Source organism: Streptomyces sp. NPDC051555, assembly GCF_044454405.1.
GTDB lineage: Bacteria > Actinomycetota > Actinomycetes > Streptomycetales > Streptomycetaceae > Streptomyces.
The window spans coordinates 608733-621343 of sequence record NZ_JBITDP010000001.1 but is presented as its reverse complement, the minus strand read 5'-3'; the positions used below and the strand labels follow the sequence as shown (position 1 = coordinate 621343).

The 12611-nt window shown below is 74.0% G+C and carries 14 protein-coding genes; 7 read left to right on the top strand and 7 right to left on the bottom strand.

Features of this window, described 5'->3' with window-relative positions:
* Window positions 1-73: 73 nt before the first annotated feature.
* From ACIBEA_RS02625 to ACIBEA_RS02610, 4 genes are all read left to right on the top strand, one after another.
* Complete coding sequence (locus ACIBEA_RS02625; protein WP_399257909.1) at window positions 74-556, top strand: MarR family winged helix-turn-helix transcriptional regulator; 483 nt, start codon at window positions 74-76, stop codon at window positions 554-556.
* Between the two features lie 59 nt (window positions 557-615).
* The gene (locus ACIBEA_RS02620; RefSeq protein WP_385772570.1) at window positions 616-981 is read left to right on the top strand and encodes a YbjQ family protein; all 366 of its coding nucleotides are present in this window, start codon (window positions 616-618) and stop codon (window positions 979-981) included.
* Between the two features lie 103 nt (window positions 982-1084).
* A complete protein-coding gene (locus ACIBEA_RS02615) occupies window positions 1085-2239 on the top strand; it encodes a TauD/TfdA family dioxygenase (RefSeq protein ID WP_399257114.1) in 1155 nt (384 codons plus the stop codon).
* Entirely contained in the window at window positions 2236-2802 is a 567-nt protein-coding gene (locus tag ACIBEA_RS02610) for a phosphonate degradation HD-domain oxygenase (protein ID WP_399257112.1), read from the top strand. The genes ACIBEA_RS02615 and ACIBEA_RS02610 overlap by 4 nt, the downstream gene beginning before the upstream one ends.
* Before the next feature lie 29 nt (window positions 2803-2831).
* Here the strand turns inward: ACIBEA_RS02610 and ACIBEA_RS02605 are convergent, their stop codons facing one another.
* The 7 genes from ACIBEA_RS02605 to ACIBEA_RS02575 all read right to left on the bottom strand — a co-directional run bounded on the left by ACIBEA_RS02605 (window position 2832) and on the right by ACIBEA_RS02575 (window position 10094).
* Window positions 2832-3584: a GntR family transcriptional regulator gene (locus ACIBEA_RS02605; RefSeq protein WP_399257110.1), complete on the bottom strand. Its 753-nt coding sequence runs from the start codon at window positions 3582-3584 to the stop codon at window positions 2832-2834.
* A gap of 58 nt (window positions 3585-3642) precedes the next feature.
* Complete coding sequence (locus tag ACIBEA_RS02600; RefSeq protein WP_399257108.1) at window positions 3643-4284, bottom strand: HAD family hydrolase; 642 nt, start codon at window positions 4282-4284, stop codon at window positions 3643-3645.
* Window positions 4281-5402 carry an ABC transporter ATP-binding protein gene (locus tag ACIBEA_RS02595; RefSeq protein WP_399257106.1) on the bottom strand — a complete coding sequence of 374 codons (1122 nt, stop codon included), beginning with the start codon at window positions 5400-5402 and terminating at the stop codon, window positions 4281-4283. The genes ACIBEA_RS02600 and ACIBEA_RS02595 overlap by 4 nt, the downstream gene beginning before the upstream one ends.
* Window positions 5402-6277: an ABC transporter permease gene (locus ACIBEA_RS02590; protein ID WP_399257104.1), complete on the bottom strand. Its 876-nt coding sequence runs from the start codon at window positions 6275-6277 to the stop codon at window positions 5402-5404. Before ACIBEA_RS02590 ends, ACIBEA_RS02595 begins: the two co-directional genes overlap by 1 nt.
* Entirely contained in the window at window positions 6265-7254 is a 990-nt protein-coding gene (locus tag ACIBEA_RS02585) for an ABC transporter permease (RefSeq protein WP_399257102.1), read from the bottom strand. Before ACIBEA_RS02585 ends, ACIBEA_RS02590 begins: the two co-directional genes overlap by 13 nt.
* A gap of 7 nt (window positions 7255-7261) precedes the next feature.
* The gene (locus ACIBEA_RS02580; protein ID WP_399257100.1) at window positions 7262-8419 is read right to left on the bottom strand and encodes an ABC transporter substrate-binding protein; all 1158 of its coding nucleotides are present in this window, start codon (window positions 8417-8419) and stop codon (window positions 7262-7264) included.
* Window positions 8420-8549: 130 nt separating this feature from the next.
* Entirely contained in the window at window positions 8550-10094 is a 1545-nt protein-coding gene (locus ACIBEA_RS02575) for a von Willebrand factor type A domain-containing protein (protein ID WP_399257098.1), read from the bottom strand.
* A 310-nt stretch (window positions 10095-10404) separates the two neighbouring features.
* Here ACIBEA_RS02575 and ACIBEA_RS02570 point away from each other — a divergent pair, with 310 nt between their 5' ends.
* From ACIBEA_RS02570 to ACIBEA_RS02560, 3 genes are all read left to right on the top strand, one after another.
* Window positions 10405-11379: an urea transporter gene (locus ACIBEA_RS02570; protein ID WP_399257096.1), complete on the top strand. Its 975-nt coding sequence runs from the start codon at window positions 10405-10407 to the stop codon at window positions 11377-11379.
* A 70-nt stretch (window positions 11380-11449) separates the two neighbouring features.
* The gene (locus ACIBEA_RS02565) at window positions 11450-11755 is read left to right on the top strand and encodes an urease subunit gamma (RefSeq protein WP_399257094.1); all 306 of its coding nucleotides are present in this window, start codon (window positions 11450-11452) and stop codon (window positions 11753-11755) included.
* Between the two features lie 2 nt (window positions 11756-11757).
* Entirely contained in the window at window positions 11758-12606 is an 849-nt protein-coding gene (locus tag ACIBEA_RS02560) for a sirohydrochlorin chelatase (RefSeq protein WP_399257092.1), read from the top strand.
* Window positions 12607-12611: the final 5 nt, after the last annotated feature.

Genomic DNA, 12611 nt, shown 5'->3' with positions numbered 1-12611 from the left:
CCCCGCCGCCGCCCATGCCCCTGGCCCTGCCCCCGCGACCGCGACCGCGACCACGTCCCCGCCGCCGGACCGGATCGCCCGGATCCAGGCCGAGTGGGCCCGCGAACGCCCCGATCTGGACGTCGGGCCGCAGGCGGTGATCGGCCGGCTCCACCGGCTCGCCGCCCTGCTGACCGAACGCCTGTGCCTCGTCTTCCGGCGCTACGGACTGAGCGAGGGCGAGTTCGACGTCCTGGCCGCGCTGCGCCGCGCGGGTGCGCCGTACGAACGCGCGCCCGGCGAGCTGGCCGCGCACACCATGGTGACGACCGGCGCCATGTCGAAGCGGATCGACCGGCTGGAGCGCGACGGCCTCGTCACGCGCCGCCGCTCGGCCGCCGACGGGCGCGGCCGGGTGGTCGCGCTCACCCCGGCGGGCCGGGAGCTGTTCGACCGGGCCTTCACCGAGCACGTACGGGGCGAACGGGCTCTCCTCGACGCCTTGGACCCGGCGCAGGCGCAGCTCCTGGAAGTCCTGCTGACCACCTGGCTGCGCCAGGTCGAGCCGCCTTCGTAGGGGCGTCCCGCCGCCCGCCCCGGGATGCGGGTCTCCCGCCGCGGCGGGAGAGTGGCCGCATGGGAATCGATGATTACGGCGGCGGTACCGGGGCGCAGTCCGCGGTCCTGGTCGTCACGACGAACGACGTGCCGGGCTACCGCGTACAGAAGGTGATCGGCGAGGTCTTCGGCCTCACGGTCCGCTCGCGGCACCTGGGGAGCCAGATCGGCGCCGGCTTGAAGTCGATGATCGGCGGCGAGCTCAAGGGCCTGACCAAGACCCTGGTCCAGACCCGCAACCAGGCCATGGAGCGACTCATCGAGCAGGCGCAGGCCCGCGGCGCGAACGCGGTGCTGATGATGAGGTTCGACGTGACGGACGCCGCCGACGTGGGCACCGAGGTCTGCGCCTACGGAACGGCCGTCGTCATCGCGCCCCAGTAGAGGGACCTCCAGGGAGACGAGCCGTCCACCGCGTCGCCACCTGGTCGTCATGCACGGCTGTCACGCTGCCCGCGGGTCAAGTTGTACAGACAACTTGACCCGCGTGGGCGACAACGCCCCGCGGACGACGTACATGACGACGGGAGCCGTGATGACGGCAACGACGATCCCCCGCCCACCCGCGCTCTGGCTGCGCGACAACTGCCCCTGCACGGACTGCCGCGATCCGCGCAACGGCCAGAAGCTGTTCCAGATCACCGATCTCCCCGCCGACCTCGCGGTCGGCTCCGCCCAAAAGGCCCGTACCCCGCTCGGGGAGCCCGCCCACGAGATCGTCTGGGCACCGGACGGCCACCGCTCGCTCTACCCGCTGGCCTGGTTGGACGCGCACGCCCCGGGACCCGCCACCGAGCGCCCCGGCGACGGGCGGACCGAGGCCGACAAGGAGCTGTGGGCCGCCGCGGACCTGCGCGGGCGGCTCCCCGAGGCCGACTGGGCCGCCTACGCCGGGGACGACGCGGTGCGGGCCGAGGCGCTGGAACGCGTCCAGCGGCTCGGCTTCGTCCTGCTCCGCGGGGTCCCCTGCCGCGACCGGCAGGTCCTCGACGTGGCCCGCACCTTCGGCCACGTCCGCGAGACGAACTACGGCGAGCTCTTCGAGGTGCGCGTCGAGCCGGACCCCAACAACCTGGCCTTCACCGCGGAGTCCATCACCCCGCACACCGACAATCCCTACCGCGACCCGGTGCCCACCCTCCAGCTCCTGCACTGCCTCGCCAACAGCGCGAGCGGCGGGGACTCGGGGCTGGTCGACGGGTTCCACGCCGCCGCCCTGCTGCGCGCCGAGGACCCGGCCGCCTTCGCCGTCCTCACCAGCACCCCCGTCGAGTTCGCCTTCGCCGACGCGCACACCGCACTGCGCGCCCAGCGACCGCTGATCGAGACCGACGCCCTCGGTCGCGTCCGCGAGATCCGCTTCAACAACCGCTCGATCGCGACCCTGCACCACCCGGCCGAGGTCCTCGACGCCTTCTACCGCGCCTACCGGAGCTTCGCGGCGCTCCTGCTGCGGCCGGAACTGCGGCTGGACTTCCGGCTCGCCCCCGGCGACTGCGTCGTCTTCGACAACACCCGGCTGCTGCACGCCCGTACCGCCTTCGCCGAGTCCGGTGCGCGCCACCTCCAGGGGGCCTACGCCGATCTCGACGGGCTCGCCTCCACCCTCGCCGTCCTGCGCCGCGGCGGTGGTGCCCGATGAGGCCACCTGCCGATGCCCCCCTCGACGCGCTCGCCGCGCTCTTCGCGGGCGAGGGCAGCGCCGAGTACCTGGGCGAGGACGTCACCCAGGCCGGGCACATGCTCCAGGCGGGCGCGCTCGCGGAGGCCGCCGGGGCGCCCGGTGCGTTGGTCGCCGCCGCGCTGCTGCACGACGTCGGACACTTCCAAGGGGCCGTCACGGGACGCGACCTGATGGAGGGTCACCAGGACAACCGGCACAGTCACACCGGGGCGGACTGGCTCGGGCAGTGGTTCGGGCCGGAGGTCACCGAGCCGGTGCGGCTGCACGTGGCCGCCAAGCGCTACCTGTGCACCGTCGAACCGGGGTACTTCGCCCTGCTCTCCGAGGCCTCCGTCCACACCCTGCGGATGCAGGGCGGACCGATGACCGCGCCACAGGCGCGCGCCTTCGAGGCGCTGCCGGGGGCGGCCGACGCGGTCGCCGTGCGCCGCTGGGACGACCTCGCGAAGGATCCGCGGCGCGCGACGCCGGACTTCGACCACTTCCGGCCGGTGCTCGCCGCCCTCCTGCTCGCCCCCTGAGCGGCGGCCGGGACTCACCTGGTCCCCGGTCAGGAGCCGAGGCGGCGGCCGAGCGCGCTGGCCGCCGTCGTGTGCACCGTGAAGGCCACCGTCCCCGGCAGGTAGCGGTCCTGCGACCACTCCACCGGGGTCCCCGCCGGGTCGGTGGAGCGCCGCCGCTCGCGCAGCAGCGCCTCCCCGGCCCGGCAGCCCAGCAGCTCCGCGTCGTCGGCGTCGGCCGGCACGAGGTCGATGGTGTGGTGGGCGTCCATGAACAGCACTCCGTGCAGGGCGAGTTGCTCGGAGTACGAGACGGTGTCCAGCGGCATGCCGGCGACGAGGGCGCCGACGGCCCGCGGATAGGTGGTGCGCTCGACCATCACCGGCGCCCCGGCCAGCGTCCGCAGCCGCCGCACCCGGTAGACGGGCTCCCCGACGCCGATCCGCAGGTGTTCGGCCTCTTCGGCATCGGCCGCCACCGGCTCGACCGCGACCGTCCGCCCGCCCGGGTCCCGGCCCAGCGAACGCGCCCACCGGGTGAAGCTGCGCAGTTCGGCGGAGCCCGCGTCGCCCGGTGCGGCCAACACCACGCGTCGGGTGCCCCGGCGCGAGGTGACCAGCCCGTCGGCGCGCAGCGCGGCGAGCGCCTGGCGGACCGTGCCCCGGGACACGCCGTGCCGGCGGGCGAGTTCGTCCTCCGCGGGCAGTCTGGCCCCGGATCCGTACTCGCCCGCCGTGATGGCGGTCCGCAGGTCGGCGGCGACGCGGAGGTACAACGGGGTCCTGTGGGCTGCCTCGTTCACGGTGCCAGCTTGTCATGCCCGCCCGGGCGCACCGCGACGGCACCGGGCCCCGGCCCGCTCAGGCGCACAGCGCGCGCAGCAGGCCCGGGTCCGCGTCGACGAGCGAGCCGAGCAGGGTCAACCCGGGTGCGGGGGCGAGGGGTTCGGTGGAGGGGACCCCGAGCACCCGGCAGCCCGCGGCGAGGGCGGAGGCGACGCCCGTGGGGCTGTCCTCCACCGCGACGCAGCGCTCGGGTGCGGCGCCGAGCGCGAGCGCGGCCGCCAGGTACGGATCCGGTCGGGGCTTGGTGCGTACGGTGTCCTCCGCGCCGAACAGGACGTCGAAGCGGTGCCCGTCCAGGGTGCCCGCGACCTGGTCGACCACGGCCCGCGGCGAGGCGGAGACCAGCGCGGTGGGGACGGACTCGGCGCGCAGCGCGGCCAGCAGCCGCAGGGCGCCGGGGCGCGGGACGGTTCCGGCGGCGAGCCGCGCGGCGAAGCCCCGCCCCAGCTCGGCGGCGAGCTCCGCCTCCCCCGCGTCCAGGTGCCGCGCCAACAGCGCGGCGGCGTCCTCGACGGAGCGCCCGGTCACCGCGGTGCGGCGTACGGGGTCCAGCGCGCGCCCTCGGCGTACGGCGGCGGCCTCGACGACCTCCAGCCAGACGCCCTCGGTGTCGACCAGGGTGCCGTCCATGTCGAAGAGGACCGCTTGCAGGCTCATGCCGGTCCGTCCTGGGGCGCGAGCAGCACGGGACGCGGCTGCGGCCGTACGGCGACGCGCGCGCCCGGCAGCAGGGCGGCCGCCGCGTGCGTGGGGACGTCCGCCTTGACCTCGCTCATCCGGCCCGCGGTGTCGGTCAGCGCGATGCGCACCCGTACGGTCGGGCCGTGGAAGGCGGTGCCGAGAACGCGGCCCGGGCCGTCGTCCTGGGCGGTGACCTCCAGGCCCTCGGGGCGCAGCAGCGCCTCGACCGGGCCGGGGGCCGGCGCCGGGCCGTCGACGGGCAGCCGGACGCCGAGCACGTCGACGGTCCCGTCGGCGGTGGCGTGCGCGGGGACCCGGTTCATCGCGCCGATGAAGTCGGCGACGAATCCGGTGGCGGGGCGGGCGTACAACTCGGTCGGGGTGGCGCACTGTTCGAGGCGACCGCCGCGCATGACCGCGACCCGGTCGGCCATCGAGAGGGCCTCCTCCTGGTCGTGGGTGACGAAGACGGTGGTGATGCCGAGCTCCAGCTGGAGGCGGCGGATCTCCTCGCGCAGGGTGACGCGCACCTGGGCGTCGAGGGCGGAGAGCGGTTCGTCGAGGAGGAGCAGCCGGGGCCGCAGGGCGAGCGCCCGGGCGAGGGCGACGCGCTGCTGCTGGCCGCCGGAGAGCTGGTGCGGGTAGCGGTCGCCGTGGCCGGGCAGGCCGACCAGTTCCAGGAGTTCGGCGGCGCGGGTGCGCCGTTCGGCGGCGGGCGCCCTGCGCATGCGCAGGCCGAAGCCGACGTTGTCGGCGGCGTTCAGGTGCGGGAAGAGGCTGTACGACTGGAACACCATGGCGGTGTCACGGCGGTTGGCCGGGACCGCCGCGATGTCCTTGCCGTCGAGCAGGACCTGCCCGGCGTCGGGCCGTTCGAAGCCGGCGAGCACGCGCAGGGCGGTGGTCTTGCCGCAGCCCGACGGGCCCAGCAGGGCCAGGAGTTCGCCCGGGGCCACGTCCAGGTCGAGCCCGTCGAGGGCCACGGCGGAGCCGAACTCGCGCCGCAGGCCGCGCAGTTCGAGGCTGGCTCCGGTGCGGGTGCCGGGCAGGGCGCCCGTCGGGTGCGGCGCGGTGGTCGCGGTGGTCGCGTTCATCAGGGGGTGACTCCTACGGCCTTCGGGCGGGCGGTGCGGTGGTGGCGCTTGCGGCCGGCCACCGTCAGGACGAGCAGCAGGGCCCAGGTCAGCAACAGGCTCAGCAGGGAGACGGCGACGGACAGTCGGGCATCGGATCCGGAGGCCTGGACGACCCACACGGTGAACGGTTCGAAGCCGAGCAGCTGGGCGACCGTGAACTCGCCCAGGACCAGGGCCAGGGCGAGGAAGGACGCGTTCAGCAGTGCGCCGCGCAGGTTGGGCAGTACGGCGAGGACCAGCGCCCGGGGCCAGGACGCCCCGAGGTCGCGGGCCGCCTCGACGAGGGTCCGCACGTCCACCGCGCGCAGTCCGGCGTCGAGCGCGCGGTAGACGAACGGCAGGGCCATCACGGCGTAGGCCAGGACCAGGACCAGCGGGAAGGAGGGGTTCTGGACGGCCACGAAGGTCTGGTAGAGCGGGGTCGCGGCGAGTTGCTCCGGGCCCCAGCGCAGCACCGTGGTGATGCCGGCGGTCAGCGCGACCGGCGGCACCACCAGCGGCAGGGTGCACACGACCTCCAGCACGGCGCGCAACCGGGGCGCCCCGAGCCGCACGGCCACGGCGGCCGGGACGGTGACCAGCAGCACCAGGGCCACGGTCGCCGCGGCCAGGCCGACGGAGAGGCCCAGGGCGGCGAGGAAGCCGTCGGCGTGCACGATCCGGGTGTAGGCGGAGAGGGTCCAGCCCTGGCCCGGGATGTCGAGGGTGAAGACCGCCGAGGACAGCAGCGGCACGAGGAAGTACGTCGCGGCGAGCAGCAGGACGAGCGTGCGGCCGGGGCGGAGCGTGCGCGGCGCGGCGCTCCCCGCGGCGGCCGGGGTCAGGCGAGCCATCGGGCGCTCCTTCGCTGGAGGGGCAGGTGGACGGCCATCACCAGCAGCGCGACCAGCACCATGTCGAGGCTGAGCGCGAGCGCCACGTTCTCCTGGCCGATCAGCACGTTGCCGGAGAGCGCGTCGGCGATCTGCAGGGTGACGAGGGGGACGGAGCTGCCGACCATCGACGCGGCGGTGGCGTAGGCGGCGAAGGCGCTGCCGAAGAGGAGGACGAACCCGCCGAGCAGGGTCGGCAGCAGGACGGGGATCCCGATGTGCCGCCAGTACCGCCAGGTGGAGGCGCCGCAGTCCTGGGCGGCCTCGCGCCATTGCGGGCGCAGCCCTTCCAGCGCGGGGGCCACGGTGAGCACCATCAGCGGCACCAGGAAGTAGAGGTAGGTCAGCGACAGGCCCCAGAAGCTGTACAGCGACCAGCCGTGGGCGTCGAGGCCGAGGCCGGTCGTGAGGACGCCCGCGTTGCCGAGGGTGGCGACGAAGGCGAAGGCGAGGGGGACACCGCCGAAGTTGGCGAGCACCCCGGAGGCGGTCAGCACGGCCTCGCGCAGCACGCGGCTGCGGGAGCTGACGACGGCCTGGGCGACGAGGAGCCCGAGGAGGGCGCCCGCGGCGGCGGTGAGCGCGGACAGCTTCACGCTGCCGATGAGGGCGGTGCGGTAGGCGCCGTCGACCGAGCGGGCGAGGTTGTCCATGCCGTACGCGGTGGTGCCGGCGACCGGGTCCTTGACGCTGAAGGCGCCGAAGACCATGGCCAGGGCCGGCAGGCCGAAGGCCAGGGCGACCAGCAGGAGCAGCGGCAGGGCGGCGAGCCAGGCCCCGCGGCCGCGGCGCGGGCCGCGCCCGGTCCGGGACCGGAGCCGGTCCCCGGGGGCGGTCGCGGGGCGCTGCCCGGGCAGCGCCGGGCGCGCGGGGGCGGGGGCCGCCGCCGCGCCGGGCGCGGTGCCCGGCTCGGCGGCGGTCGATGCGTGGGGGGTCATCTGCGCGTCAGCCGGCGATCGCCTTGGCCCAGCCGCCGGCCAGGATCTCCTTGGCCTTGGCGGTCTGCTCCTGGCTCGGGAACTTCGGGGTGCCGGTGACCGGGGGCAGCGCGGCGGCAGCGGCCTTGTCGAGGGTGGCGTCGGCCTCCATCACGGGCATCAGCACGGGGCGGGCGTGGCCCTTCAGCCACAGGTTCTGGCCCTCGGCGCTGTAGAGGTACTCCTGCCACAGTCGGGCGGCCGCCGGGTGGGGGGCGTCCTTGTTGATGGCCTGGGAGTAGTACTGGGCGAACTGGCCGTCGGCGGGTACGGCGACCTTCCAGTCGATGCCCTTGGGCTTGAACTGCTCGGCGTAGCCGGCGTTCAGGTAGTCCCAGTCGATGCTGATGGGCGTCTCGCCCTTCTCGACGGTCGCGGGGGTGGACTCGACGGGGTTGTAGTTCCCGTTCTTCTTGAGCTTGCCGAAGAAGTCGAGGCCGGGCTGGATGTCGTCGAAGGAGCCACCGCTGGCGAGCGAGGCGGCGAAGACGCCGGCGTAGGCGGAGCCGGACTTGGTGGGGTTGCCGTTGAGGGCGACCTGGCCCTTGTACTCGGGCTTCAGGAGGTCCGCGAAGGTCTGCGGGCAGACCGCGACCCGCTTGGCGTCGCAGCCGATGGAGACGTAGCCGCCGTAGTCGTTGGCCCAGCGCCCCTGCGGGTCGCGCTGGGCCTCGGGGATCTTGTCGAAGGCGGCCACCTTGTAGGGGGCGAGGAGGTTCTCGGCGGCCGCGGACTGGGCGAAGGCGGCGCCCAGGTCGAGGACGTCGGGGGCGCGGTCCTGGCCCTTGCGGGACTTCACCGCGTTGATCTCGTCCTGGCTGGAACCGTCCGGGTTCTCCACCTTGACCTGGATCCCGTACTTCTTGGTGAAGCCGTCGATCAGGGCACCGTAGTTCGCCCAGTCGCGCGGGATGGCGATGGCGTTGAGGGTGCCTTCCTTCTTCGCCGCGGCGATCAGGGCGTCCATGCCGCCGAGGTCGGCGACGGAGGCCGCGGTGGCCAGGTTCTTGCCGTTCCCGGCAGTGGCGGCCGCCTTGTCGGGGGCGGCGCCACAGGCGGTCAGGGCCAGGGTGGAGAGGACGAGACCGGCGGCGAGGGCGACGGTCCGGGTGTGGGCGGTGATCACGTGGAGGCTCCAAGTTGTATGGACAACTGAGCCCATTACCGGAGTCCCGGATGTCGTCCCGGTGAATGGCGCGCGGCATCCGGACAGCGAGTGGCGGTCGTTTCCGGCCACCCCTCGCCGGTGCGCTCCGTCACCCCATGAGCCGCGCGGCCTGCCGGACGGTGTCGGCGAGCCCGCGCACGTCCGTGTCCTGGGTCATGTCCGCCACCCCCGAAGCCCGCTCGGCGAGCCCGTCGAGCGGGAGCGCGCCGGGTACGGGCTCCCAGCCGCCCCCGCGCTCGCGCAGTGCGGAGGCGAAGTACGCGGCCACGGCGGTGACCTGGAAGCGGGCGTCGGCCTCGGTCCACGTCCGGGCCGTCAGCGCGGCCACCTCGACGGCGGCCGATTCCTCGTGCGGGGCCCGGGTGGTGGGGTCGAGCCAGCGGACGGTGGCCGTCGCCACGTGACCGGCGGCCCCGGGACGGGTGCGGACGGCGTACAGGGCGGTGACGCTGTGGCCGGGGCCGACCTCGCCGCCGTCCACCGCGTCGTTGCGGAAGTCCTGGTCGGCGACGCGCCGGTTCTCGTAGCCGATCAGTCGGAACTTCTCCACGGTCCGCGGGTCGAAGGCGACCTGGGCCTTGGCGTCGCGGGCCCGCAGGTCTATCTGGGCGGGCAGGTCGTCGCAGAAGACCTTCCGTGCCTGCTCGGGGTCGGAGACGTAGGTGGTGTGCCCGTCACCGCGGTCGGCGAGGGTCTCCATCAGCTGGTCGCCGTAGTCGCTGCCGACCCCGACGCCGTAGAGGGTGATGCCGTTGTCCTTGCGGGCCTTCGCGACCCGCTCCAGGATCCCGTCGGCCGAGGTGTCGCCGGAGTTGGCGAGGCCGTCCGAGAGGACCACGACCCGGTTGGTGGCCTCCGCCCGCAGGCCCTTGACCGCTTCGTCGTAGCCGCGGGTCACCCCGGCCTCGACGTTGGTGGAACTGTCGGGCCGCAGCGCGGAGATGACCTCGCGGACGCGGGTGCGCTGACCGCCGAGCCGGGTCATCGGGATCCGGGTCTTCGCCTTGTCGCTGAAGGTCACCAGCGCGATCGAGTCGTCGTCGCGCAGCCGGTCGGTCATCAGCTCCATGGAGGTGCGGACCAGGTCCAGGCGCCCCGGCTCGGCCATGGAACCGGAGATGTCGACGACGAAGGTGAGCGCGGCCGGCTTGCGGACGGAGTCCGGGGCGGGGGCCGCGGTGGTGAGCCCGACCCGCATCAGCGACCACCCGTCGGCGGAGGTCCGGGCGCCGTCGGCGGTGACGGAGAAGCCGTTGCCCTGCGGGCTCCGGTAGTCCTGGCGGAAGCTGTTCACGAACTCCTCGGGCCGGACGGTCTTCGGGTCGGGCAGCCGGCCCGACCCGATCGTGCGACGGGCGAAGCCGTAGCTCGCGGTGTCGACGTCCAGGGCGAAGGTCGAGAGGTAGTCGGCCGGCGGGGCGCTCCGCTCGACCCCGTCGCTCTCTCCCTCCGCCTGGCCGGCCGTCCGGCCCCCGCCGTCGGGGGCGACGTTGCGGGTTCCGGAGCCGCCCGTGCTCTGACCACCCTTGCTCTGGCTGCTCGCGCGGTCGGCCGCACTGCACCCGGTCAGCAGCAGGCCGCCCGCCGCGAGCGCGGCGACCGCTCTCGTGTAATGCCTCGCGCGAAGTCTCATGCCGTACCCCTCCGTTGGCCGTTCTCCGGTGCGCTACTGGAGAATGTGACGCCCCGGCAGGCCTTTCGGACGAGTCGGAGGCGTTGCGAATGCGTCTCGAAGCGACAACGGCAGGCGGAACATCAAGGTCTGGGCTCGATACGGGCACGAACGCCTCACGAAGGGCAACCTCCACGGCGCAGATTTAACGAATTCCCTATGTGCGGCGCCCTCGATATTTCCGCTGCCGCAATCCGGGTCACCGCGAATATCCATGGCAACACCCGGTCGGATCGAATGGAATGGCGCGCCCGACGGCTAGGGTCGATGCATGAACGGTTCGCTTACCGAGCCCCCACCACCAGCTCCACCAGCTCCCGCTCAACCCGCGAGCTTTGTTCAGGAAGTATTACGGGGCATCGCCCAGGTCGATTTCATGCCCAACGCGATCACGGGCATCTTCTTCCTCGCCGCCCTGGCCGCGGCCGGCTGGGAATTCGCGCTCTACGGCCTGCTCGGCAGCGTGGTCGGCACCGCCACCGCTTATGCCTTCGGTATCGACCGCAGCCTCGTCTCGGTCGGCCTGCGCGGATTCAACGGCACTCTCGTCGCCCTGTCCTTCGCCGTGTTCCTCGGCGCCCGTCACCTCTCGACGGTGCTGCTGGCCATCGGCGGCTGCGTCACGGTCGTCGTCGTCACCTCGGCCCTCGCGACCATTCTGGGCACCTGGAACATCCCCACCTTCACGATGCCCTTCTGCATCATGGCGAGCGTCATGACGGTCGCGGCGCCCAGCTTCTCCCGCGTCTGGCACACCGGCCCCGGCCTCGCCGCACTGCCCGAGCCCGCCGCGGACACGACCTCGTTGGGCTGGGAGCAGCTCTGGCACGGCTTCTTCGCCAATGTGGGCCAGATCTTCTTCATGCCGCAGTGGTACGTGGGCCTGATCTTCCTCGCCGGGATCACCGTCGCGAGCCGGCTCGCCGGGGCGATGGCCTGCGTCGGCAGCGCCGTGGCCCTCTTCGTCGCCTGGAGCATGGGTTCGCCCGCCCAGGGCGTCTCCGAGGGTCTGATGGGCTACAACAGCGTGCTCGTGGCCATGGCCCTGTGCGGGGTGTTCCTCGTGGCCGGGAGCTGGAGCTTCGGCTACGCCGTGCTCGGCGCCGCCGCCGCGACGGGTCTGACGGCCGCCATGACCTCCTTCTTCGCGCCCTTCGGCGGTCACACCTTCACCTGGCCGTTCGTGCTGACCGCGCTCGTGTTCGTCGCCGCGGTACCGGCGATCCCCCGGCTGCGCCGCACCTGAACTCCTCCGGCGTCGCGGCACCCGAGCACGGCCGCCACCGGAACCGCCCCCGCCCGAAAGTGAGTGACCGATGAATCTCGCGCCCCGTGAGATGGACAAGCTCTGGATCTACGTCGTCGCCGACCTCGCGCGCAAGCGGCGCGACCGGGGCGTCAAGCTCAACTACAGCGAGGCCTGCGCCCTCATCAGCGAGGGCATCCTGGAGGGCGCCCGGGACGGCAGGACCGTCGCGGAGTGCATGGAACTCGGCAAGCAGGTCGTCGCCGCGGGCGACGTGATGGCCGGTGTGCGGGAGATGCTGCCCCTGCTCCAGGTCGAGGCCGCCTTCGTCGACGGCACCAAGCTGGTCTCCTGCCACGACCCCGTCGGGGCCTGAGCGTGAGCGCGGCCGCGGCCGAGCGGACCGGGCCGACCGAACGGACCCGGCCCGCCCCCGCCGGCAGCCCGCCCGCCGCGGTGGTCCTGGGCGCGGGGCACGAGGGCGGCGCCTCCCTCGGCGCGGTGCCGGCCGGACGGCCGCTGGCCGAGGCGGTCACCGCAGCGCTCGCCGCCTCGAGCGGGCCGGTGTGCGTGGTCCCCATGACCTTGGGCCGCGACCCGAAGCTGATCGCCGACTGCGCCCGTGCGCTGCGCTGGCTCGCTCGCACCGAGGAGCCGGGCCGACTCGTACTGGCACCGCCCTTCGCCACCGCCGACCACCTCACCGCCTGGCTGCGCACGGCCGCGCAGCGGGCGGTGCGCTCGGCTCCGCAGACCTCCGCGGTACTGGTCACCGCGCCCGCCGCCGGTCCCTTCGAGGACGCCGACCTCTTCCGGGTGGCCCGGCTGGTGCGGCAGTACGGCGCGCACCGCTGGGTCGAGGTCGCCTTCGACGGGGGCGACCCGGACCTCACCGAGGGCGTGGACCGGTGCCGCCGCCTCGGCGCCCGCCACGTCGCGCTCGTCCGTGCGGCGTTCACGCTCCCCCCGGGCGACGCGACCGAGGTGACCGGCGGGCCCCCGGCCGCACGGGACGCGGACGTCGTCGACACCGGGCCACTGCTCGGCGCGGCCGCGATCGAGGAGGTCCTGCGGTCCCGGGTCGCGCACGCCCTGCACGGCCTGGCCCACGGGGACGACGGCACCGGCGCCGGGCTGGACGCGGAACACGGCCACGGCTACGCGCACGCGCACGGCCCGGACGGCGGTCACGACCACGCGCACGGCCACGCACACCACCACCACTGAAGGGA